This is a genomic window from Runella sp. R0.1_18 (genome assembly GCF_057652155.1).
On sequence record NZ_JBYFCK010000014.1, the window covers coordinates 20,258 to 45,432 of the forward strand.

17 protein-coding genes are annotated in these 25,175 nt (G+C 45.1%); 6 read left to right on the plus strand and 11 right to left on the minus strand.

The window, feature by feature from the left end; genetic code table 11:
* Positions 1–119 precede the first annotated feature (119 nt).
* Positions 120–2,339 (plus strand): S9 family peptidase, encoded by a 2,220-nt coding sequence (locus tag AC23P2_RS21530; protein WP_487775252.1) that lies wholly within the window; start codon positions 120–122, stop codon positions 2,337–2,339.
* Positions 2,340–2,425: 86 nt separating this feature from the next.
* On the opposite strand, the gene AC23P2_RS21535 is transcribed toward AC23P2_RS21530, so the two are convergent.
* Positions 2,426–3,556, minus strand: coding sequence for a MalY/PatB family protein (locus tag AC23P2_RS21535; RefSeq protein ID WP_487775118.1), 1,131 nt, complete (start codon positions 3,554–3,556; stop codon positions 2,426–2,428).
* Positions 3,557–3,558: 2 nt separating this feature from the next.
* On the minus strand, positions 3,559–4,767 hold the full coding sequence (locus AC23P2_RS21540) for an ATP-grasp domain-containing protein (RefSeq protein WP_472487460.1): 1,209 nt from the start codon (positions 4,765–4,767) through the stop codon (positions 3,559–3,561).
* 87 nt (positions 4,768–4,854) lie between these two features.
* Here AC23P2_RS21540 and AC23P2_RS21545 point away from each other — a divergent pair, with 87 nt between their 5' ends.
* Positions 4,855–6,075: an ABC transporter permease gene (locus AC23P2_RS21545; protein WP_487775119.1), complete on the plus strand. Its 1,221-nt coding sequence runs from the start codon at positions 4,855–4,857 to the stop codon at positions 6,073–6,075.
* A 33-nt stretch (positions 6,076–6,108) separates the two neighbouring features.
* Here AC23P2_RS21545 and AC23P2_RS21550 read toward each other — a convergent pair whose 3' ends face one another.
* Complete coding sequence (locus tag AC23P2_RS21550; RefSeq protein ID WP_472487458.1) at positions 6,109–6,957, minus strand: helix-turn-helix domain-containing protein; 849 nt, start codon at positions 6,955–6,957, stop codon at positions 6,109–6,111.
* A gap of 151 nt (positions 6,958–7,108) precedes the next feature.
* Between AC23P2_RS21550 and AC23P2_RS21555 the strand changes: the two genes are divergently transcribed.
* Positions 7,109–8,119, plus strand: a complete 1,011-nt coding sequence (locus AC23P2_RS21555) for a phytanoyl-CoA dioxygenase family protein (protein ID WP_487775120.1) — start codon at positions 7,109–7,111, stop codon at positions 8,117–8,119.
* Positions 8,120–8,395: 276 nt separating this feature from the next.
* Here the strand turns inward: AC23P2_RS21555 and AC23P2_RS21560 are convergent, their stop codons facing one another.
* Both AC23P2_RS21560 and AC23P2_RS21565 read right to left on the minus strand, forming a co-directional pair.
* Positions 8,396–10,852 (minus strand): TonB-dependent receptor plug domain-containing protein, encoded by a 2,457-nt coding sequence (locus tag AC23P2_RS21560; RefSeq protein ID WP_487775121.1) that lies wholly within the window; start codon positions 10,850–10,852, stop codon positions 8,396–8,398.
* A 129-nt stretch (positions 10,853–10,981) separates the two neighbouring features.
* Positions 10,982–12,685, minus strand: coding sequence for a T9SS type A sorting domain-containing protein (locus AC23P2_RS21565; protein WP_487775122.1), 1,704 nt, complete (start codon positions 12,683–12,685; stop codon positions 10,982–10,984).
* Between the two features lie 117 nt (positions 12,686–12,802).
* Between AC23P2_RS21565 and AC23P2_RS21570 the strand changes: the two genes are divergently transcribed.
* Both AC23P2_RS21570 and AC23P2_RS21575 read left to right on the plus strand, forming a co-directional pair.
* A complete protein-coding gene (locus AC23P2_RS21570) occupies positions 12,803–13,258 on the plus strand; it encodes a hypothetical protein (protein ID WP_472487452.1) in 456 nt (151 codons plus the stop codon).
* Entirely contained in the window at positions 13,258–14,127 is an 870-nt protein-coding gene (locus AC23P2_RS21575; protein ID WP_472487451.1) for an alpha/beta fold hydrolase, read from the plus strand. The genes AC23P2_RS21570 and AC23P2_RS21575 overlap by 1 nt, the downstream gene beginning before the upstream one ends.
* 41 nt (positions 14,128–14,168) lie before the next feature.
* Here the strand turns inward: AC23P2_RS21575 and AC23P2_RS21580 are convergent, their stop codons facing one another.
* The 4 genes from AC23P2_RS21580 to AC23P2_RS21595 are packed head-to-tail and all read right to left on the minus strand — an operon-like array spanning position 14,169 to position 18,672.
* Entirely contained in the window at positions 14,169–15,221 is a 1,053-nt protein-coding gene (locus AC23P2_RS21580; RefSeq protein ID WP_487775123.1) for a VOC family protein, read from the minus strand.
* 58 nt (positions 15,222–15,279) lie between these two features.
* Positions 15,280–17,562, minus strand: a complete 2,283-nt coding sequence (locus AC23P2_RS21585; RefSeq protein ID WP_487775124.1) for a GH92 family glycosyl hydrolase — start codon at positions 17,560–17,562, stop codon at positions 15,280–15,282.
* A gap of 33 nt (positions 17,563–17,595) precedes the next feature.
* The gene (locus AC23P2_RS21590; RefSeq protein WP_487775125.1) at positions 17,596–18,186 is read right to left on the minus strand and encodes an acyl carrier protein phosphodiesterase; all 591 of its coding nucleotides are present in this window, start codon (positions 18,184–18,186) and stop codon (positions 17,596–17,598) included.
* Positions 18,187–18,195: 9 nt separating this feature from the next.
* Positions 18,196–18,672: a deoxycytidylate deaminase gene (locus AC23P2_RS21595; protein WP_487775126.1), complete on the minus strand. Its 477-nt coding sequence runs from the start codon at positions 18,670–18,672 to the stop codon at positions 18,196–18,198.
* A 65-nt stretch (positions 18,673–18,737) separates the two neighbouring features.
* On the opposite strand from AC23P2_RS21595, the gene AC23P2_RS21600 reads away from it, so the two are divergent.
* Positions 18,738–19,838 carry a DUF922 domain-containing protein gene (locus AC23P2_RS21600; RefSeq protein WP_487775127.1) on the plus strand — a complete coding sequence of 367 codons (1,101 nt, stop codon included), beginning with the start codon at positions 18,738–18,740 and terminating at the stop codon, positions 19,836–19,838.
* A gap of 303 nt (positions 19,839–20,141) precedes the next feature.
* Here the strand turns inward: AC23P2_RS21600 and AC23P2_RS21605 are convergent, their stop codons facing one another.
* Together AC23P2_RS21605 and AC23P2_RS21610 are read right to left on the minus strand one after the other, a co-directional pair.
* Positions 20,142–21,671 (minus strand): SusD/RagB family nutrient-binding outer membrane lipoprotein, encoded by a 1,530-nt coding sequence (locus tag AC23P2_RS21605; protein ID WP_487775128.1) that lies wholly within the window; start codon positions 21,669–21,671, stop codon positions 20,142–20,144.
* A gap of 33 nt (positions 21,672–21,704) precedes the next feature.
* A complete protein-coding gene (locus AC23P2_RS21610; RefSeq protein WP_487775129.1) occupies positions 21,705–24,881 on the minus strand; it encodes a SusC/RagA family TonB-linked outer membrane protein in 3,177 nt (1,058 codons plus the stop codon).
* Positions 24,882–25,175: the final 294 nt, after the last annotated feature.

Consider the following 25,175-nt stretch of genomic DNA (forward strand, 5'->3'; position numbering starts at 1 on the left):
GTACTACTCTCTGGCAATTGTGACACCACAAAAAAGGGAAAAGATAGTTAGGTTTGTAAAAACTTAAACCCACTCCAACCATGCAAACTTTTATTAGGCGCGCTTACCAAGGTTTGGTTATGCTTCCCCTTTTAACTGGGCTGTTGTCCCCTATTTCAACCTTCAGTCAAGGAACGGCAGAAGACTACCAACGCTCAGAGACGCTTAAAAACAGGCTCAAAGACAAAGTCTATAACGCCCCTGCTCAGGTATTTTGGTCAAAATCGGGTAAAATCGTTTGGTACGTAATTCAAACCCCTCGCGGAAAAGAATTTATTTCGGTAAACCCGCAAACCAAAACGCGTCAGTCGGCCTTTGACCATGAGCAATTGGCCCAACAATTGGCAACGTTATCAAAAACCGACGCCAAACCTTTCAGCTTACCTTTCAATTCCATTACATACGTCAAAGACGACCAAGAAATCGAGTTTAGTGCAGAAGGGTTTGTTTGGACGTACGGGCTCACTACCAAATCTTTACGCAAAAAAGAACCCATTCGTAACGACCCACAACGCTATTGGGCAGCCGCACCCAGCGACCAACCCGAAAAACCCGTTTACTCTCCCGATAGTTTGTGGACGTCGTACGTCAAAAACCATAACTTGTACGTTCGTTCGGAGAAAACAAAAAAGGAATCACAACTTACCTTCGATGGCTCTGAAGGTGAATATTATTCTGGCTATGTTCAGTGGTCGCCCGACTCTAAAAAACTGGTAGCCAACAAAATACGCCCCAACCAAAAGCACCTTATCTATTTTGTACGTTCGTCGCCCGAAGACCAGCTCCAACCCAAACTCGAAAGCCGCGAGTACCTCAAACCTGGCGATGCGTTACCGATTCGTCGCCCGCATCTTTTTTTGGTGGAAGAAAAAAAACACATTCCCATCGACGATGCGCTGTTTAATCACCAGTACAACATTTCGAGGATGGATTGGCGCAAAGACAGCCGCGCTTTTAGTTTTGAATACAACCAACGAGGCCACCAAGTGTATCGGGTGTTGGAAGTCAATGCGGCCAATGGAGCAATTCGTGCGCTTATCGACGAGCAAAGCCCTACTTTTATTGATTATAGCGGAAAAAAATATCGCTACGATGTGGCAGACGGTAAAGAAATTATTTGGGCTTCTGAACGTGACGGCTGGAACCACCTTTATTTATACGATGGTGTGACGGGCAAAGTAAAAAAACAGCTAACCAAAGGTGAATGGGTGGTGCGTAACGTAGTAAATGTCAACGAAGAAAAGCGCACCATTACCTTTGCCGCCAGCGGCATGAACCCCAAACAAGACCCGTATTTTACACATTACTACCGAATCAATTTTGACGGTACTGGGCTTACGCCACTTACTTCCGAAAACGCCAACCACACGGGCGTATTTTCATCTGATAATCAACTGTTTGTTGACACCTATTCGCGGGTGGATATGCCTCCTGTCACGGTTCTGCGCTCAGCTACCGATGGTTCGGTGGTGATGGAGCTGGAAAAAGCTGACATTTCGGAATGGACAAATGCGGGTTGGAAAGCCCCTGAAGTATTTACAGCCAAAGGGCGTGATGGTAAAACAGACATTTGGGGAATTATTATCCGACCGACCAATTTTGACCCCAACAAAAAATACCCCATCATCGAAAATATCTATGCAGGGCCGCACAGCTCGTTTACGCCCAAAACGTTTATGACCTACAACCGAAGCATGTTTGAATTGGCCGAACTTGGGTTTATTGTGGTTCAATTAGACGGCATGGGCACCTCCAATCGTTCCAAAGCTTTTCACGATGTATGCTGGAAAAATCTCAAAGATGCGGGCTTTCCCGACCGAATTTTGTGGATGCAAGAAGCGGCTCGCAAATACCCTTCGATGGACGTAAGTCGGGTGGGGATTTATGGAACGTCGGCGGGAGGACAAAGCTCAACAGGAGGATTGTTGTTTTATCCCGATTTCTACAAAGTAGCCGTTTCTTCATGTGGCTGCCACGACAACCGTATGGACAAAATTTGGTGGAACGAACAATGGATGGGCTACCCCATTGGCCCACAATACGAAGAATGCTCTAACGTGGTGAATGCCAATAAACTCCAAGGAAAACTGATGCTTGTTTTGGGAGAAGTGGACGACAACGTTGACCCAGCATCGACGATGCAGCTCGTCAATGCCCTCATCAAAGCCAACAAAGATTTTGATTTTCTGATGGTTCCCAACATGGGCCACTCAACGGGCGGCGAATATGGCGAACGCAAACGCAGGGACTTTTTTGTTCGCCACTTATATAAAATCGAACCTCCTGCTTGGAAAGAATAATAAATTGAATGTCGAGTGTCGAGTGGAGAGTGCAGAATGTCGAATAAGGGTATTAAATTCGACATTCTGCACTCTCCACTCGACACTTAAAAAACAGTTTTTATTCTCCGAACTACTTCTTCTAAGGTAGCTCGTGGACAGGCAAAATTGAGACGAATGAAACCTGCCCCGTCAAATTGTACCCCGTCTGATACACCAACGCCAACAGCTTCCAATTTTTGGGCAAAATCAGCAATACCGGACTCCCGCGTATCAATCCATGCCAAATAAGTCGCTTCCAAAGGCACCATTTTCATGCCCTTCAACTGGTTGATTTCCGTCAATAAATACTGGTGATTTTGGCGAAGGTAGTCCAACAATTCTTCGTGCCAAGCGGCGCCGTCGCGGTAAGCTGCCAAGGCCGCTTCATAGGCATAAGCCGATAGCATAGGCATGAGCCCCGCTTTGGTTTTGATAAATTTGGCCCGAAGTTCATCATTAGGAATAATGGCCATAGAGCAGCCCAAACCTGCAATGTTGAAAGTCTTGCTCGGTGCTAACAGCGTAATCGTTTGCTGTGCCGCTTCAGGACTAAGGGTAGCAATCGACAGGTGATTTTTGGTTTTGTCGAGTAATAAATCACAGTGAATTTCGTCCGAACAGATGACAATGTTGTTTTTAAGACAAATTTCAAGCAGTTTTTCTTGTTCTTCTTTAGTAAAAACCGTCCCTGCGGGATTATGAGGATTACACAACAAAAACAGTTTTGTTTGAGACGTAACCGAAGCTTCTAACGCCTCGAAATCAATGACCCAACGGTTGTTTTCTAGTTGTAACGGTACTTTTTGTAACGTACGACCTGCCGCATGGGTTTCTAACATAAAAGGGTGATAAACGGGTGTCGCGGTCATCACTGCCTCGGCTTCGGTTGTCACCGTTCGGATAGACAAACCAATACCTGGCACCAAGCCTGGCAACCACACAATCCAGTCTTTTTTTACATCCCAGCCATGGCGGGTTTTTAAACGTTCAATAACGATGTCATAAAGCTCATCGGGACATTTGGAATACCCAAAAATGCCGTGCTCAGTCACTTTTTGTAGCGCCTCCAAAATAGGCGGGGCGGCTTGAAAATCCATGTCTGCTACCCAAACAGGAATCACAGCTGGGTCAGCGTATTTATCCCACTTATAACTATTGGTATTTCTTCGGTCAATAACTTGGTCAAAAATGCTCATTATTAATGCGTTGGTTTATCTTGGGCGGGTGCCGAGGCGTGATAATCGTGGCGTATCATCTCGGCATATTTATCCATCAATTCCATGACCCGGTTCCGATTGGTTGATTGTACAATCAGCCCGACATGGTATTCTTCTTTCATTTGCCATACAATTTCGGGATCATTAAACGGCGACATGTCGGGCCATTGCTGACGTGCCAACGAGATAATGATGCCTGAGTATAAATTCTGAACTTCGGGCAGTTCATAGTCTGCATTGATTGCTTTGGCATGTTCTATAAACGCCCATTCTTTCCACAAATTAATTCCCGACGAATAATCGACCATTTCGGCCAAATGCGCTCCACCCACCCGCGAGGCCGTTTCGAGAAAATAAAACTCCCCATCTTCGTAACATTTAATGACCTCCGTGTGAGAAGCGCTGTAGTTCATTTGGAAAGCTTTCAGCACTTGTTCGTTTACTTTCTTGAGTGCTTTGGCATCTTTGGTACCAAACTCAACCGTCACCGAACGAAAAATACCGCCCCCGTGTGCCACTTCAAACGGCGTATTGAGGTATTGACTACTTCGTTCAAATATTACTTTTTTATCCAACGTCAGTGCATCTACGTGATAGACATCACCTGGCTTAAATTGCTCAATCAGAAACATGTGCCGTTCTTCCCCAAGGCTATGAATGGTGTTCCAAGCTTCGTCAAAACTATGCACTTTTTTAATACCTGCCGCAGAGGCTTCGGCACGAGGTTTGATTACCCACGGCGCTTGGGTAGCCCTCAAATATTCCGTAATCTCCACGTCGTTGAATAAGCCCGTAAAAGCGGGCACTTTAATTCCTGCATCACGGGCTTGTACGCGCATCGCCAATTTGTCCCTAAAAAAACGTGCGGTGGTTTGTCCCATGCCTGGGATTCGGAAATGTTCGCGCAAAATGGCCGCTTTTTCCACATCAAAATCGTCCAAAGCTACCACACGGTCTATTTTTCGCGTGCGCATGATGTACGCCATCCCCTTGATGATATTGTCAAAATTCGACAGTGTATTGGAATCATCTTCTAAATAAAAAAACTCATCAATCGACTCGTAAGGCCATTCTTTCCCTTCGGTTCGTCTGGCGGTCAGTAAATATACCGTGTTGCCAGCCTCTTTACAGGCCCGCAAAAAATCACCGCCTTTAAAATAACACGTAATACACAAAAACGTTAAACTCATGGGTAGTTAAGGTTTAATCAGAAAACGTTAGTATTGTAGGAACTTTTCAAACTTACAAACTATCAAACATTCAAACAAACACCACTTGTGAATTTCCCCTTTTTCGTAGCTCGTCGTATTAGAGAGCCTCAACAAACCACTTTTTCTGCGACGGTGTCTCGCGTCGGAATCATTACCATTGCCTTAGGTGTAGCAGTCGGAATTGTTGCATTATCAGTCTTATTTGGCTTTAAAGATACTATTTACCAAAAAGTCTTCCTCTTTGGCTCGCACCTTCAAGTCAACAAACTTTCGCTCAATCAATCTTTTGAAAGTGCGCCCCTCCCCCTTCATACCAAGCCTTACGACCAATGGCAACAAATCAAGGGGATTCGACATCGGCAAGCAGTGGCGCACAAAGCTGGCATCCTAAAAACGCCCGACGAACTTCAAGGTGCGGTTATCAAGGGTGTGGGACGCGATTATGATTGGAAATTACTCGCTGAAAATTTGGTAGAAGGTCGGGTGATTCAGTATTCTGACACCGTCTATGCCAACGAAATTATCGTCAGTCGCATCATTTCTCAAAAACTCAATTTAAAGCTCAATGATGAAGTCTTGATGTACTTTGTACAAAATCCACCCCGCGTTCGCAAACTGAAGATTGTCGGCGTGTATGAAACCAACCTCGAAGAGTTTGATAATCAACTGGTTTTAGGCGACATCGGGCTGGTTCAGCGCCTCAATGGCTGGGGGCCTGACTCGGTAGGTTCGTACGAATATTTTGTCAAAGATTTTGCCCAACTTGAGCCTACGGCCAAAGAACTTTACGCCCAACTTCCCAGCTACATGCGCCTCGAACGGGTTACCGACAAATACCGTCCACTGTTTGAATGGTTACAATTGCTCGACCAAAATACCATGGTCTTGCTCGCTTTGGTGTTTTTTGTGACTTGTTTCAACATCGCTTCTGTGTTGTTGGTAATGATGATGGAGCGTACGCCCATGGTCGGTCTCCTCAAAACCCTCGGCAGTCCCGACAGCCAAATCCGTCGCATTTTCTTTTACGTGGGGCTGCAATTGACTTTGAAAGGCTTGATTATTGGGAATGTTGTCGGTTTGGGGCTTTGTTGGCTTCAAAGCAAGTTCCATATCATCCCGCTCGACCCTGTCAATTATTTCATGAATACCGTTCCTATTGTTTTTGATTGGCCATCCTACCTGCTTCTGAATGTCGGGATTCTGAGCGTCATTACGTTGATTTTACTCATTCCAACCCTCATCATCAGCCGCATCCGTCCTGCACAATCGTTGGTTTTCAAAAAATAGAGGTGTACGAACAAATGATAGACATCATTAAACCTATTTGCTCAAATACCTTTTCTTGAACGACAAGGGGTTCTCGCCCGTCACTTTTTTAAAAGTTCGGTTAAAATAAGACAAGCTATCAAAACCACATTCAAAGCAGGTTTCCGTTACGTTTTTGTCCATCAAAAGCAGTTTTTGGGCTTGATTGATGCGGTAATGATTTAAAAATTCGGTAAACGTCAAACGGGTCATTTTCTTAAAATACCGACAAAAAGCAGGGATACTCAGGTGGCACAAACTCGCCACCTCTTCCATCTCAATTTTGTGGTGAAAATGCTCGTCGATAAATCCATAAAGTCGTTTTAGGCGTTCTTGGTCTTTTTTAGTATATTGATTTTCAACGGGTTGATCGTGCAATAAAGTAATATCCGAAGCATTGGCTAACCTTTGCAGTATTTTCAATATTTCCAAAAACTGCTCAAAAGGTGGCAACCCCGCCAAGTGTCGCATTTGTTCTCCAATCATTTGCTTGGTATCAGCCCCAAAAGCCAAACCATGTTGCGCTTTTTGAAAAAGATGGGCAATGCTCGACAATTCGGGCGTGGTCTCAAAAGCAGCCCCTAGAAAATCACTTTTGATGTGTAAAACGACTTTTTCATAGTCGGATTTGATGCCATAATCAAAGTTAAGGTGCGGGATGTTTGACCCAATCAATACCAAATCGCTCCCAATAAAACGCGAAATGTGTTCACCAACGTGTCGCATTCCACTTTCTGCCTCAATATAGACCAGTTCCAGTTCAGGATGAAAATGCCAATAAAACACGTCGCTAAGGCGCGGGTTGAGAAGTAAACGAAATGAGCTATTTGAATCGGGAACGAAAGCCTCAAAAACAACCTTCATACGAAGCAGTTTGTCTATTTTTAACTTTAAAATTATCTAAAAATACTATTTATATCAATATAATTCAAATTTATGCAATTATTGGCGAAGATTTTAGCGGCTTCACTGTGCTACCTTTGTATCATTATTTCTACTCAAAATAGAACATATCATGGAAACACAAGCACACACAATGACCCCAACCATGGCGCCAGTTAAAATGGCCAATACCAACCATGAAGACATTCCTGGTAACCCATCCACTGCTACAAGTAGTCATTTGACCCTCAACGACCATTCCAATGGAGAACCTTTGCGGGTGTTGAGCGAAGAAGATTGGCAGTTTTGGATTCATAACGGCTACATTGTCATCAAAAACGCCGTCCCTCGCGAGCAAGCGCTCAAAACGGCAGAATTTCTGTGGGAGTTTGAAGAAAAAGACCCTAACGACCCCGAAACTTGGTACGCCCCTCCCCGCGCCGATGCGGAACTCCGCCCGATGAAGATGAAGGAGTTGATAGGTACGGGGATGGTGGAAGTGTATAACAATCAACACCTTTGGAACAACCGCCAAATGCAACGGGTCTATGATGCGTTTGTGGATATTTGGGGCACCGAGAAACTGTGGGTGACCATCGACCGCGCCAACTTAAACTTCCCGATTCGCCCAGGTTTTGAATACAAAGGCTTTATTCACTGGGACTATGACCCCGAAACAAAGCCCCAAAACGTGCAAGGTGTACTGGCTTTGGCCGACCAAACCGACGAAAACATGGGTGGGTTTCAGTGCATTCCCGAGCTGTACCGCACCTACGATACGTGGAAATTGACCCAACCCGCCGACCGTAATCGTTTCCAACCTGACGTGACAGGCTTAGAAGAGCACATCGTCAAAGTAAAAATGGAAGCGGGTGATTTACTGATATTTAACAGTACCCAACCGCACGGCATCCGCCCCAATTTATCAGGGAATAAAGTTCGGATAGCCCAATACATCTCTATGATGCCCGCCGAAGAAGAAAACGATGCTCTGCGCGACTGGCGCGTCAATTCGTGGAAAAATCGCATTTCGCCCGAAGGCTATGCCTTCCCAGGCGACCCACGTAACTGGGAACAAACGAAGTACGGCGTAGCCGAATTGAACGACCTTGGCAAGAAGCTGCTAGGACTTGAAAAATGGTAAGTAGGTGCTACAATCGCTTTTTTACTTTTTGTGCATCTAATTCTCAAAGAATCAGGTCTCCTAATTTTTTTTGCTTTGAGGTTCCTTTGTTTTTTAACCTTTGAGCTGTTCTCCTTATCCATTGGTCACTCATTTGTGCGAATTTAGCTGGGTATCTATAAATGTTTGGCCTTTATGTTATGGATATCTGCGCGACGACGCTCACGCCATCAACCCGTCCACAAAAAAAGCCGCCCTCGATAAGCTTTCGGGGCGGCTTTTGTGCTTTTTAGCTACTTAATTAACTTTAAACGTCCTTTCTTTCACGCCCAATACTCCTGTAGAATTCATGCCTTCTACCCGAATTTTTACGTCGGTTTGGGCGTCTGAGGCAAAAAAAGAAACCTTGGCTTTTCCATCTTTGTCAGTCTGAATCATTGGAGACCAAAACATCGTCGCTCTAAAATCAGGCTGAACGTGTTCTGGCATGGCTTTGTCATATTTTGGCGCATAAAATTCTCGCACGGGGCTGTAGCCCAGTATTTTCTCCGTAATCACCCCTTCGGCTTTATCTTGTGTCCAGTCATAGTTAGAGCCTCCTCGTTTTGTTAAAATCGCAACTACGCCCCCTCCCCCTTGGCTACCATAAATAGCCGCATTGGCTCCTTTCAAAATATCGACCGCCTCCACATCACTTGGAGGTATTGAGATAATCGCATCTTTGCTCACTGCCATACCATCCAGCAAAAACAAGGGCTCAATCGCTCCGCTAAAGTTGGCCGCTCCTCTGATTTGGATGGAGCGATTCATGCCACTTCCCGTCACTTGCACCCCAGGTACTCGCCCCTGAATAACATCAAAAATCGACATCGCTCCTGCCGTATTCATGTTGTCAAATTTTACGGTATTGCTTGGTTCTCCATACATCGCTCGGCGCGAATCGTCTTTGATGGGGTCTGGCCGTTTGGCTTTTACCACCACTTCATTCAGCAACTGCTCGCGGCTGGCCCGAATTTGGCGCTCAATTCGCAAGTACTCTTCAGTACGCTTGAGGTATTCTGCCAATTCGTTGGGGTCAAATTCGATGGGATTGAAAGGTATCTTAGTAACCGACACTTTTGCTGGTTGAAAAGGATTGAGCATAATCGAAAGATTTCGATTTCCGCGCTCTGTCATGGCCTGTACCAGAACTGTTGTTGTATCTCGCACATCCAAGTCATAGACCAAAAACTCACCCGTTTCGGCCGTTTCGCCCATCAATACCGACCGCGTACTGTCTTTTTGAACAAGCATATACGTCAATTTCACCTTTCCAGGTTGTTTTTTATTCATACGCGCTACTTTTCCCGAAAACGAAATACCTTGTTCTACATAAAATGGCGCAGGGGCTAAAGAATCTTTCAGTACTTCGCTCCAGTTAAAACGACGCCACCCTTGCGTCATCAGCAAAATATCCAACTGTGCCGCCGCATTTGGGTTTGTTTTGTCAAAATAATAACCAGGCTGCTCAATGCTTCCTTTCAAATCCGACGTAAGCAGGATATACGAACGAATCGACAACGCATGAGGCTCTTTTTCTAGCACTTGTTTGGCATCGGTAGCCGCCAACGAAAAGTTGCCCATCACGGGTTTTCCCTCGGCGTCTTTTGCCGTAATCTCAAGTTCTACTTTTTCCCGTGGCTTATACGCATTTTTATCGCTTGCTATTTCTAGCTCAATCTCTCGGTTTCGTTGGATATAAACCAGTCGTTCCGCCGTTGGAAGGTTTTTTTCATCAAAAAGTGTGATGTGCGTAATACCATCGTTCAAATTAGCGCGTGGGATGTTAAATAAAACCGTTTTTTTGGCCAAAGTAGCCTTGGCGGCATAACCAACTGCCCCGCGGGTATGAACAAAAATCGACATTTCGGCCGACGGATTCAACGGTTTGTTGTGGCGCACAATCACCCTTACGTTGTCTTTGTTAGACAAATTATCGACTGTCACCGTAAATCCTTCTTTTTTAACCTTGGGAATAGGGTATTTCACGTACTGTCCGTTAGGTTTTCGTACTTCAATACGGTATTCTTGACCTGCTTCTGGCATAAAGCTAAAAAATCCCATGCCTAGATGCGACGTCGAAAACCCAGCCAAGGTATCATTCGCCTGATTTACCACCGCTCCCGTAACTCCAACGCCTTTACCCAACACATTGACCGCTTTGAAAGCGACTCTTCCTTCCAGACCTTCCACCAAATCGCCACCTTCGGGCATAAATTGCACATCAATATCATCCGCATTCTGTGGTAGCGACGTAACAGGTTTGTTAGATTTTAGCACCCGCAGATCGCGATGGAAGTAAAAATCCTCCGAAAAATTGCGCATCCATTGGGTGTAAGCACGCAGTTGGTACTCTCCCTCTTTCAGCGAATCGGCCAAGGCCATTTCACCATGGCCAGTTCCTCCGTTGAGGGCTACTTTTTTGAGCAATACAACTTTTGAAGTCGCTTTATCCACCAAGTCAACGTACAAAACACGGCTTACCGAATCGGCCGCATGGCTGATTCCGTACACCAAATAAGCTTTAAACCAAATCGTTTCCCCCGTCGAGTAGTAGGGACGGTCGAGGTGCAAATACGCCTTTTCAGCAGGATAGGTTTGTTGGTACTTTTCAAATTTGGCGACCAATTTGTCTAACCACTTGTCTTCCCATGGAAGTACATTGACCCCCAACAACACCGCGCTAAGGGCAACTAGAATAAAACTACGATACATGGCTGTACACTATTTTGGTTTAGATTTTAGAAATAACGCAAGTATAACTAACTATTATGTACTTAGCAACAAAAAAAACTAACCGAATAGTAAACTGTCAAAATCGTATAGTAAACCGACCAAAATATGTCACTTAATCAACACCCGTTCGGACAACCGCCGTCCGTTCACTTCTACCTGAAGTAGGTAAGTACCCGTTGGTAGTTTTGAAGCGTTTATTTCACGCTCGTTTATCCCTTCTTTGAGTAGAACCTCTTCTTTTGAATGTACTTTTCCTACGAGGTCGGTCAGAAAGATGGAGGCTGCTGTACTCGTCATACCTTCAACTTGATAATAAATTTTTTCGTGAGTAGGGTTCGGAGTCACTTGTAGGCTTTTCAATCTATATTCTTCCTTTACGGACGTAATTGTATTCAAATCAAACGAGCACAAAAACACTTCGCGGCCTTTGAGGGTAATTGTTTTTTGCCAATTTTGAAAGCTTACATTGATGATTGTTTCTTGGGTATCCGACGAAACATAGGGATTTTGGGCAGCAATCAGGATGTTAGACCCTTTAACAACGCCCCGCCAAATGGGCGATTTTGTTTTCGATGATTCAAGGGCAGGCGTGGGAATGACCAATTGATTTGTTCCCTCAAAAAATTCTTTAAACTGCGACAAACGATACAAACCACCAATAAAATATTCATAACTGGCGTAGTTATCTTGGCGGCTCAAATCAACGGGGGCATCCCAAAGCCAAAGCCCTTTCGCCCCCGAAAAGAAAGGAAAAATGGCGGTTGCCTCTGCCACAAACGAAGGCACAAAAGGCACTGTTGGGTTAAACGCATCGTGGTAGCGCATCCAGATGTAAGGAATCACGGGTTTGTCGGACCACGCCCGATTGGCCTCAATAACAAACAGCAAATACGCCAAGTAATCTTTGCCCAAAGGAGAGGTATTGTAGTCGTAATAGTAATAACAAGAAGGCGTGAGCAGGTTGAGTTGGTTGTAAAAAGGCCCTCCAGGCTGCCCCGACGTCGAGTCTTTCATCACGTGCAGTAGCAAATTGGAGTTGGTTGTCCAATCTTTCCAAGTTGTCAAGTCCATGGCCAACCAATTGGTAAAGCTCCCCCGAATCAAAGCATCGCTGTAGCTCCCAATTTTAGTAGTTTCCACTGATTTTTTTCGCAAAAAATCAACGGGTGCGGCATATTGTCGCTGCATATCTCGTTTGTATCGTTCCACAAACTGCGCATCGGTCAAGGAACGGTAAACCTCGGGAATCCTTGGTTGGGTTTTTATCGCCGCTATTTCGCGGTCAGTATCAAAAATCCGTTCGATGTCCAGTCCAACTATACTGTATGCCAAAGGTTTCCCTCCTTGCGAATCTTGAAAAGCATCGGCATGACCCCGAAGTTGGTTTTCCCAAATCGAATTATAGAGGTTTTGATCATTACCCCAAGGACTCCGTACAGCTCTATCAGCCCAAGGTTGGCTACTGGCTTCGGTGGCTACGTGATACCAAGTCAGGGCTCGCTTTTCAAAAGGTAACGATGCACTTTCGTTTCCCGAAAAAGTGGCTAAATGGCTAAATCCACGACTAAGTGGGAGCGATTTTGTGTCGCCAAACCGTGGCCCTTCATAAATAATTGTAAACGGGAGCGAAAAAGCTGGAAATTTTTCCCATTCGATGACGTTATTGGTACTGACAGGGGTCCATTGAAACGATGAAGTACATTCTTGTGCCTTTAGCTCCCTCATTGTCGTTATTCCATACCCTATCAGCACAAAAACAATTCGAGCACGTAAATCAATGGCTCGAAACGGATTCCTAACTCTGTTTTTCAATCGTATTATCGTTTAAAGTGAAAACTGCGACGTCTGTCAACCAATATTCGTATATCTGGGGTTTATCCTAAGAAAAACGCTATTTTTGTGTACAAATTTAACCCGTATTTAGAAGCTATGAAAAAGTGGTCGGTTCTTTGTTTCGTTTTTGTGTCACTATTTCTTGCAAGTTGCAAGAAAGTAGAAGTAGGTGATACCCCAACAACTCCCGATGCAACGGTGAGCGTATTGACAACCAACCCCTGGAAAGTTACTAAGATTACTGACCTCAACGGTAATACCATTGACAAAAACTTACTACCGACTGATGTAAAAAGCTTTTTTGAAGTCTATATTTATTTTAAAGAAGACAAAACGGTTCGTGCACTCGACCCCGTCGCTCTTACGGTGCAGCAAGGTGGTGCTTGGGATTTGTTAGATGACTCCAAAACGCTGTTTATCGACTTAGGCAAAACATTTAAGGGAAACTATCCCATTAATAAGCTAGAAAGAGCTCGGATGAGTCTGCGTCATACAGCCGTGTATAATGGGCTTAATTTTGACGTCTATTTAGAACTTGTCCCCGCAATTTAATGCCATCTCACCCGCTTCGGTTTGAAACAGAACCTCATTTTTTTCTGTCGGCAGAAGGTTGGGGAAACCCAACTCATCCACCCTTAATTTTACTTCATGGTGGCGGGCAAACGCGTCATTCGTGGGGAGATACCGCCCAAAAATTATCGAACCAAGGTTGGTATGCCATCACATACGATGCGCGTGGACACGGAGAAAGCGATTGGTCGGCCACGGGCAACTATTTGGTAGATGGCCTAGTTGCTGATTTAAAAGCAATTATTCACCAACTTGGTACAAAACCTGCCCTCGTTGGCGCTTCTATGGGTGGGCTTACCGCCATGGTGTTAGACGGCGAATCGGACGAATCGCTCGCCTCGGCCATTGTCTTGGTGGATATTGCGCCCAAAGCCGAACAAAAAGGAATTGAGCGCATTTTTGCCTTTATGAGCTCACACCTTGAAAGTGGATTTGGCAGCTTGGAGGAAGCCGCCGCTGCCGTATCGGCCTACTTGCCACAGCGCTCAAAAAATTACGACCCCAGTCGGTTAGAAAAAAATCTCCGTTTTCGAGAAGGGCGGTATTATTGGCATTGGGATCCGCAAATGCTCAAAGTGTGGAAAAATGCTACGCCCGACCAGCAAATTGCGTACGAAGAACGCCTTTATCAGGCTGCCCAGCAGCTAAAAGCACCCACGCTTATCGTTCGTGGTGGCATGAGCGACGTCGTAAGCGAGCGAGTCATGGCGGAGTTTTTGGATGCCGTTCCGCACGTTCGGAGCACCACCGTTTCGGGCGCAGGGCACATGGTTGCGGGAGACTCAAACCATGCCTTTACCAACGCAGTCATTACTTTTTTGGAAGAAGTATATCCTAGCCATACCCCTTAAAACAAAACGCCACCGCGTTGTGCGATGGCGTTTGACAAATATTAATCTTTTACTTTGCCCCAACCCAAGGTCGCTACCATCCAGTCGGGTAAATGTGTTTGTTTCTTTCTTTTTTTCAAATTGAGATAAATCCCCAATTTCTTCACGATTGGTACCTTGTGCGTTTCGACAAACTCAATAAGTGTTCCGTCGGGGTCTTCAACGTACGAAAAACGTCCTGCGGCTTCGCCCATATCAAACGAATCGGCGCTATCGACCGTAAACGGAAAACCATTGGCTTGGCACTGGTTCTTGAGGGCATCCATGTCAAGGGCATCAAAGCACAAATGGATAAAACCAGCATCGCCCCAATCGCGGTCTTCAAAAATTTTGCGCGGCGTCCGATCCAACGCTTGTACCAGTTCGATTTCAATGCCACCTAGCAACTTACCAAAAGCACCTACTTTGCCCAAGGTTTTGCGCAACAATACCCGACGAAAACGTTGCTTTTCGACGCCCAAAAACGCAAAATCCTCGAAAGTACCCGTTTTGTCATAGACGATTTGGTCAATCTGAAGCGTTCCTGCGTAAAAAGAAATGGCTTTGTCCATGTCGCTAACGCCAATAACCGCTCCACACACCCCACCTGTCAAATGGCCATTGGGACGAAACCACGAGTCGTTGGGAACAATTTGAAGAATATTATTACGGAAATCACGCAACCAAAATTGCTTACGATTTTCGGGGGAAGAACCTAGCGTAGATTTTTGCTCTTTGCTGCCTAGTTGAGCGTAAAATGTAGGCACGTCAAGGCATTTAATTTTAATGGAAAAAATTCCTAAATCACCCAACACAGGCTCAAACGTCGGTTCAACTGGGACGCGGTTTTTGTATTGCCAAATTTCGACACCTCCACCGCCTGCCATGTTTAAGGCCATGATGGCATGACGGCGACGAACTTCACCCGAGGTATAACACGTCATTAATTTTGCATCTGCTTCATCATTAAAGATGGGGACATTCAGGCCAAGTGTTTTCCGATACCACGTAAATGCGTCATTGGCGTTTGGAACACCAATACCCACTTGTTGAATTCCGCTAATTAGTGCATTCATATAAGTAGAGAAAGAGGGGGTTGGGTTATTTGATGATGGCTAAGATAAGAAGTTTTTTTTAATATGAAGACAACTTATCGACCTCTTTCCCCCATTTGGGATTTGGACTTTCGCTCATTTCTAGTACTAAGGTGCCTCCGTTTTGAATTTGTTCGTGGGTTAAAAACGCTGTTTTCAAAGGTTTTCCATTCAACACCGCCGACCGAATATACCTATTTTTAGGGCTTTGTTTCTTGGCTACTATTTGAAATGTTTTTCCGTTGGGTAACTGTAACTTTGCCTCTTCAACACTGGGGCTTCCCAATACGTAATATGGCTTTCCTGGACAAACAGGATAAAATCCAACCATGCTAAAGACCAACCAAGCCGACATCTGCCCGCCGTCTTCGTTGCCGCTCAAACCGCCCGCATCCGTCGAGTACTCCTCTTCTACCAGCTGCCGCACCCATTTTTGGGTTTTCCAAGGTTCTCCGCCGTAAGCATACAGATAAACCGTATGGTTGCCTGGCTCATTTCCATGCCAATATTTTCCTTGTTCAAACATGGTGTCTAATTTTGCGATAAAACGCTCACGACCACCTACTTGTGCCATCAACCCCTGGACGTCGTGGGGCACAAACCACGTGTATTGGGCGGGAGAACCCTCCGTGATAAACGGCACCCTCGTGGCAAAAGGGTCAAAATTTTTGCTCCATTGCCCATTGGCATAACGTCCTCTTGCCCAGCCCGTTGAAGGATCAATAACGTTTTTATAATTCAATGCTCGGCGGCGAAGTACCTCATAATCTGCCGTTTTGCCCAACGCTTTTGCCAACGTACTAAGACAAAAATCATCGTAGGCATACTCAAGCGTACGCGAGGTTTGTTCGCGCTTGTGAAACGCTTGCCAAACGGAGTCTTCGAGCGGAATGTAGTTGTATTTCAAATAGCTCAACAACGCCCTACGTCCTTTGCCTGCTTCGTAGCTTTTGGGGTCGGCATTGGGTGTAAAAGCATTTTGGTGCAAATAATGATAGCCCTTTTCGACATCGAAACCCCGAATACCTTTGGCATAGGCATCTGCCATGGCCGACGCGACGTGATCGCCAATCATGGCTGCCGTAAAATGATTCCAACACGGAAATATCGGCATCCATCCACCTTGTTCGGCTTTGGTGACCAGCGACTGCATAAAATGCGACGAACGCTGGGGTTCTAACAACGTATGGAGCGGCATTCCTGCCCGAAATGTATCCCAAAGACTAAAGTCACAATAGTAGTCAAACCCGTTTGTTGTATGGATTTCGGCATCATCAGCAAAGCCTGGATAACGCCCATCGACGTCCGAAAAAAGCCGAGGTGTATGTTTGGTATGATACAATGCCGTATAAAACAACGTTTTTGTCTGGTCGCTGCCTTTGATGGCTACGCGCCCCAGTTCTTTGTTCCATGCTTCGGCAGCTTGGGCTTTGACCTTCTCCAGTTCCCAATGCGAAAGCTCGTTTGCGAGGTTGGTACGCGCTCCTGCCGCATCCGTAAAGGAGGAACCCACCCGAACATTGATCACGGGGTTGGTTGTTATGTCAATTTCTACATAAGCCCCCACCGATACCCGATTTCCAGTACCTTTTACTTTTTGGCTGCGGGGTTGGATTTCTCCCCCTTCCCACGTTCCGTAGTTTTTGAATGGTTTTTCAAACTGAATAACGTAATATCCGCTAAATCCTGCCGATTGTCCACTGCCTTGGTAAATACGATGAACTGGGTTATACACCACCAGTTCGTTGCGGTCGGGTACGATTTCGACGTAGCCTTCGCCTTCGTCGCTGTTTGGTTCAATCAACAAATAAGCAGGTGATTTGTCCTGAAATGTAAACCTCAACAGCCCCGAACGCTTCGTCGCTGATAATTCCGCTTTGATGTGCGCGTCGGTTAATTCAACCGAATAATAAGACGGCGACACCATTTCTTGCTGGTGCGAGTACGAAGCGGCACGATCCGCAGGCGTGATTCTAAGTTTACCCGAAATCGGCATTAGCGTAAGACTACCATAGTCTTGCACGCAGCTTCCGTTGAGCCAGTGGGTAGCCCGAAAACCGTTGATTTTGGGGTCGTTGTAATAATAAGGAGCAATGCACTTAGTTTCGGTCGCGCGGGTTTGTGGGGTCCACGTTGTCATACCATGTGGATGGCCAATCGCAGGGGCAATTTGTCCACGTAGCTCACTCGCTCCTTCACTGTGACGGCGCGCGCTTTCGGTGGTAGAGGGCGCCGATCCAATCAAAGGGTTGACATAATCCACAGGTGTTTTCTGTGAAAAACAAACAAGGGGCAATAGCCCCATCACTAAAAGACGTTTCATTCCAAATAGCAAATGGTTCAACTATACAAGTTTCTAAATAAGAAAATCTTCACAACTACTCACTAAATCAGGAAAAAACGAACGAAAGTAGCTTTCATAAAGCGGTTCTCTTAGCAACAACTCCTCTCCAGCGTGCTCAATGCCTTTTAAAAAAGCAAATCGATGCGCCATGCCCCGAAACGAACGATTCATTCCTTCAATAAACTGGTAGTGGTACAGCCAGTCATATTTAATCATCGAATCGACCAGTGGCACTGCATCAGCGGGCAAAATTGACCGATTCATTTCCAGGGTTTGATATACCTCTGCCACAAAGTCAGGCAAAGGTTGGGCGTGATATTCGCTAAAATGTTTGGCCAGAAAATAATCAAAGTACATGTCCATCACCACACCGCGATACTTCCCAAAGGCGGGGGGAAATGCTTGGCGGCAAGCCAATCCCACAGGGTGAGCGTCCGTAAAAGAATCTATGTGTCGATGAAGAAGAATTCCTTGTTTGATGGGCGTTGGGTAGTGGGCATTTCGAGGATGATCGAGGCGGCCTCGCACAAAATCGCCCAGTAGATTGCCTACAACCAGCGGTTTTTGACCAAATGACAGATAAAAATGTGCGAGATAGTTCATGGTGTTTTGTTAAGCACTTACGGCCGAATGATGTCGTTCGACTTGCACCCCAAACTTCCGCAAAAACTCCACACCTTCGTCAATCCCGATTCCCTTGTAAGCCGCATAAGAATCCAAATAGATAACCCGTTTGATTTTCATGGTATAAATCACCCGCGCACAAGCAATACAAGGCGAAAGCGTCACATACAGGGTTGTTCCTTCGAGGTTAGCACCATTTTTGACGGCATATAAAATCGCATTTTGCTCGGCGTGCAAGGCCAACGAGCAGCTCCCTTTTGAATCACGCGGGCAGCCTGTTTCAGGAAACTCTTCGTCGCAGTTGTGCGTTCCTGACGGTGGGCCGTTGTATCCAATCGAAATAATCCGTGTATCTTTGGTAAGGACAGCCCCCACTTGCGCTTTAATACAATGCGAGCGCCGTGCTAAATTTTGGGCTAATTCCATAAAAATATCGTCAAATGCGGGACGTTCCTGTAAAGCCATAAAGTTTGAATAAAATACCGTGATTGAACCAGCGAGAATCTGCAAAAGTAACAAAAAGAAGAGGTATGAAGCATGTTTTAAGGGGAATTAAGCGCAGTCTTTTCTTGTGGCTTCTATTTCCATACGCGATTTTAGCACAAGTTCAAACGATTGCCCTTAAACCCGAACGATTGAGTGTCAGACCCAACGGTTATTATATTGCCGAAGTGGTTGACGAGCGAGCCGTCACGGCCAACGTTGGTAAAATTTGGAGTCGTCCGCAACCCATAACGGCCGTACTGCAAGGAGGGACGACCAAAGCCATTGAAAACTTCCTGAACCGTACCTTCAATCCAACCAAAACTGACACCTTGGTGCCAATCATTGTCGTTATCAAAGAACTCCGCATTAGCGAAACCCTTACACCTGCCAACCGCGTCAATGGTGAAATCAAATTGGGACTCAATTTTGAAACGTATCGAGAGGGCAAGCGGGTAGCGCTAACAGGTGCCAGCGCGGCAAGTACCTATACTCGCTCGGGAATTACGCCCGAAGAGGTTATCGAGTCTATGCTAAGAAAACTCATTGAAAATCAACTCAAAGGCTTCAATAGTTGGTTTTCAAAAGGTATAAAAACATCCGATGTATTTGTGCGAGAGGTGAAGCTGATTTTTGAAGATGATTTACCAATTTCCGATGGCGACACCCTGTATTATCATTCTGAACGCCCCTTGGTGTGGAAAGATTTTTTGGGCGCCCCCAGCGTATTAAGCCGATGGGCAGCCCAAATTTTTACCAGTTTTGGTTTTGAAGCTAGGTCTTCCGTTAGCAATCGGGTGCTAGAGCTACGGGTGAAGACCAAAGTTTGGATGGACAAAACGATTTCGTGGGTGAGACAAGACTCAAAAAACGACTATGTGCTTGACCACGAACAACTTCATTTTGACATTACCCGCCTGATTTCGGAACGATTCCGACGCCATTTAAAAACGATGGCCATTTCCTCAGAAGATTTCAGCAGCGAAATCCAGTACCAGTACATCGAATATTACCGAAAACACACCGAACTTCAGCAGCGATACGACGAGGAGACGGCCCACGGCATCAACAAACCTCAGCAAGTCGAATGGGCAAAAAAAGTGCGGGACGAATTGCGGAGCTACGGCATCAAACCCGCCCATCCCTGAGCATTACGCTACTTTTTTTATCCAATTTAACACATAGCCAGCCACCTCTTCCCAGCCTTTTTCACCCGCTATGAAGTGACTTTTTGGTATGTTTTAAATTTCCAATAGGGAGTAGATAGCTCAAATTCATCGGCAGTGAGACCTGCAAACTGCTGAAGCGCGTGTTGTAATTTTTCGGTATTTGTCATTTTTGAAGGCGTTTTGGGCTGCAATGGGAAAGATACTACCTAGTGACCCATTTTCAAAAAAAAGACCCGTGCAAACAGCGCACGGGTCTTCTACACTCTTGGAAACCTTACTTATTTATTGAAGAATCCACATGGTTTTGTTGTAATCGTCATTTCCAGCATACTGCGACTGAATCGCGCTGTTTACGTTTGCTGTATTGTAATCAAGCTCCTTTTGTGGGTAAATCCAACGAACAGGAAACTTGTCGGCAGGAACGTTTAAGTTTGACTTAGGGTTCAACGGAAACACAGGGAAACCAGTACGACGGTTTTCATAAAACGCATCAAACGGTGCGTGGAGCATAAATGTGCTCAAATAACGCTGCGTGATGATTTGTTCCAACTGAACCGCCTCGCTCGCCGTCGTTTTCAACTTCACTTTATCAGAAGCTACGTACGCATCAATGTACGCATCGGTCATTTTACGCTTGTGGTGGAATAGCTCGTTGTCAGGCGTAAATCCAGCTGTAAACTTCATACTTGCCTTGATACCATCCGTATAGTGTGTGCTTGCTGAGCTAGAAATCCAGCCACGAAGTGCGCCTTCGGCCAACATAAACTTAGCCATAGCGTAGCTCAAAACATACACAGGTTCTGCGTTTGGTAATTCTAAGTAGCGGCTATTTACGTTTGAATAATCCTTACCTCCAAAAATGGTTGTCAATTCGGCATACACCATTGAAGGGTCAAAACCTAAGTACGAATCCCAGCTATCAATCGCCGCCCCTTTCGAGATTTTAACTGGCGAAGGATCGGCGTAGTAGAACAAGCGATAATCCTCCAAAGCTTTAAGTTTATCTACTACCACGGTTGTCATCATGGTATATAAGCGCGTCGTATTGCCCAGTTTGTAGAATGGATAACGTTGCCCAGCCAAGTCCGAATAAGTTACTTGGAAGTTGTCAGCATTGCTTTCAAAAATAGGCTTGGTCGTAACGATGGTGTTAAAGCGCTCTTTTACTTTCAAATCAGCATCGCTTGTTTTGCGGTACAAATGCAACAATACTTGAAGTTCAAAAGTATTGACCAACTTTCTCCATTTGGTAATGTCTCCGCCGTAGATAGGGTCACCGTCGAATTTAATACCAGCAGCAAATAATTTGTCGGCTTCTTCCAATTCGTTCAATACGCCTACCATTACTTCTTTTTGGGTCGAATATTTGGGGTTCAACGTCCCTTTTTCGCCCAACAACGCCTCAGCGTAAGGAATATCTCCCAACTGCATCGACAACCAGAAGAACTTGCTCGCTTTTACAAATTTACCAAGAGCCGTGTAAGAGTTTTTGTAAGCGCCCGCAGGTGAAAGTTCAATCATCTTATCGACGTTGTTCAACACCGCAAGGCCGTCAAAACTTGCTCTCCCAAGGTAATTGTACTGGGCGTTTTCGGGAAATTCCATACGGATGATGGATTTACCGTTCATCATGGATGAGATACTTCCGAGTGAGTTTCTCGTTACATCCAAGATAAGCGTAGTGGCCAGCATAGGCGCCGACGCTTTGGTCGCTGCGTTAGGGTTGGTATTGATCTCATCAAAGTTTGAGCAACTGCTCATTGAAAGACCCGCCACCGCGATTAAAAAGTATTTTTTCAATGTAAATTTCATACCTAATTCTTTTTAATGTGATGCAATTGATTCTTAGAACGTCAGCGTGATGTTACCACCCATATAACGTACCGATGGCGACGTCAACTGCGTATCGTCTGCTTTGTCTGGGTCAGCAAAACGGAACGCTTTTGTCCACATCCACACGTTTTGTCCCGTCAATGAGATTGAACCCGAACGCGCTCCGAGCAACTTAGCTACGTTTGATGGAAGGTTGTACCCGATTGACACCTCTCTTAATTTCAAGAAAGTTGCATTGGTGATACCACGCGTTCCGTCTCCGTATGAGCGCGCATAGTCTTGGTACGATACCTTTGCTTCGTTTGGTGCAAACACGCGGGTATCGCTGGTGATGTTACCGAAACTATCAAACGTGACAGCGCCTGACTTCACAACCACACCTTGTCCGTTGAAAGACTTGTTTTTGTTAACCACTTCGTCGTATCTCCATTGGTTGTCCGAATCTGGGTGAGCACCCGTATCCCACATTTTGAACGCAGTATAGTTATTCAATACTCCACCTACACGGCCGTCGAAGTTCACCATCAAGTTAAATTGTTTGTACTTGATGGTATTGGCAAAGCCCCACAAGAATTTTGGATCAGTATAACCACGCAAATAGCTAACATCGCTCAACAATGGCAAACCATTGGCACGGTGAATAAGGCTACCCGAAGCTGGATCTGTCAACCAAACACGATCCGTGTAAACATCCATACGTCCACCAGCTACTGTCCACGCATTTTTAGCAGAGTTGGCTGCGATGTCCTTAAAATAACGGTGGTTGTACGAGTAGTTAGCTACCGCATCCCACTGCCAATCTTTGTTTTTGAGGATGGTTGCATCCAAGCTCACTTCCAAACCTCTACGTACGATGGTTTCGTCCCAGTTGATAAGGGTAGTATAGAAACCAGAAGCAGAAGAAACGTTGGCTTGTGTTTGACGGTTGTAAGTATATTTATTGAAATACGCTACGTCTAATTTCAAACGTTTTTTCAAGAAATACGCCGCCGTTCCGATTTCCCACGTACGGTTTGTTTCAGGAAGGATGTTTTCGGCGTTACGAATCGTGGTTGGATAAGAAGCTGAGTTAAAGGTATTCCAAGCTCCAATTGTCGTTCCATAAGTTTGGTTAGTGGCATAAATATCTAAATCTGACTTCGACAAAGTCCACGAACCACGCAATTTCCAGAAATCTAACCACGAAGGCATTGTCCCCAACACTTCACTGATGACGAAACTACCACCCACAGATGGGTAGAAGTACGAGCGTGAGTTTTTAGGCATGGTTGAGCTCCAGTCATTACGACCCGTTGCATCCAAGAAGAGCATGTTTTTATACGAAAGCGTTAGCTTCGCGTAGGCACTGTTTACTTGTTTAGCACGAGTTCCTTTGCTGACATCAGGAAATCCAAGGGCCGTATATCCAACAGAAACGTTAGGGCGTTCAACCGAGTTATTCAGCGAATAATAGCCTGGAATCAAAATACCACTACGTGTTGAGCTATACAAACTGTTGTTGTCCATTTTATAAATAGCCGCACCTAACAATCCATCAACGTTAAATTCGCCAAAGTTTTTATTGTAGGTCAACAAGGCGTCTCCGTTGAAACTATAACCCGTACTTTTGTTAATCGAATACAATCCTGGCGTATCCCAACCACGGTTTGAGAGAATGTTTGGTGGGTTACGTTTGGTTTCGTCGTTGTTATACAAATCAAAACCTGGACGAATAATCAAGTTAGCTCCGTCAAACAATTTATAAGTTGCCGTAAGGTTGGCATTCAAACGGTTTTCATATACCCCCCATACTTTTTCGTTGGCCATTAAATACGGGTTGTCGTACCAAGCCTTGTAATGCCAGTTTTGCTGAACGTCAGGAATCAACCAGTAGTTATCTTTGTAATCGGCCAAACGATACTCAGGCCCCATCCAAATCAAGATGTTGTACATATACCCTTGGTCACTGTAACCCGCACCCATAATCTGCGGAGCGTCACGTTTGTTGTAACCCATTTGGCTCGACAACTTGAAGCGATCTCCCACTTTCATTTCACCACTCAACGTAAAGTTGTAGTTGTTCGATTTCAAGTTTGGATATTGTCCTTTGTTGTAAATGTGCGTCAATGAGGCGCGGAAACTTCCATTTTCACCCGTTTGTGCCACGCTCACGCTGTTGTTGGTAATCAAACCTGGCACTAAGAAATCCTTGAAGTTATCTTTACCACTCGACACAAGCTCACGCATTTCCATTTGCTTAGTAAAGGGGTTCCATTGATTGGCCATGATACCAGCATCCAATTTTTGTCCCCATATATAATCGGTAGGGTCATACACCCCCCCAATACCCGCGCTGTATGAATGCTGCACTTCAGGGAGCATCAAGAACCCTGCGTTAAACATATTGTTGGTGTTTACTGTCACCGTCAAGCCTTTATTGGCGCTACCTTTTTTAGTAGTTACAATGATGGCTCCACTCCCCCCGCGTGAACCGTACAAGGCCGAAGCAGTTGGCCCTTTCAAGACGTCGATACTTTCGATGTCATCTTGGGCAATGTTATTAAGGGAGATATTATTATAAGGTACACCATCAATTACTATCAATGGTGTCTCACCCCGCAAATTGATGACGGGCATCTGGTTAAATTCGGTACTGTTTCGTACCCACAAACCAGCTACTCTACCCGTAAGTGAAGTACCTACGCTTACCCCTTTTACCGTTTGCACGGCAGGCCCTGCCACTTTTTGAACGGCATAACCCAGCGATTTTTCTTCACGTTTTACTCCCAAAGCCGTTACCACCACCTCGTTCAAAATTTTGGTATCGGTGGTCATTTTAATCGAAAGTGAAGTTTGAGTACCTACCACAATTTCTTGCGAAGCGTACCCAATAAAAGAGATAGAAAGGACGGCTTTATCACTTTTAACAGAAAGTTTAAACTTTCCAGCGGCATCGGTAAGCGTACCGTTGGTAGTACCTTTTTCTACGACGTTCACTCCAGGAAGTGGTTCGCCGTTTTCGTCTGTGATGGTTCCAGTAATGTCTTGTGCTGCTTTCTGAGTCCCCACTTTGTGCGAGGGAGGGGTGGCAGCATAAGCCCCCATCATAGTTGAACTGGTTAGAACAGAAAGCGAAAGCATAGAACCCGTCAATAAAAAAAATCGACTCCTATCTCTCAGCGAAATGTGGGAAAGTAATGTTTTTCTCATTTGCTTTTCATTGTGATTTGGGAAATTAAAAAACAAAAAACTAGTGTTCCACACGTATTAAACGGTGGCAAAGTAGGGCGAAACAAAGCTTGTAAAATCAGTTTTATGAATGTAAACTGATCAATGAAAGTAGTCTGTAGAAACGAAACGGTGGTTTGTTGTACGTTAGTTAAGTTAGTTTGTGAATGATTTATTTTAAAATGATGAGGTTGCCAATATACTATTTCTTTTACATTCATGAGCAAAAGTGGCGCAAAATTAGTTTAGGCATTCTACACACAAAAGCCAAAACCA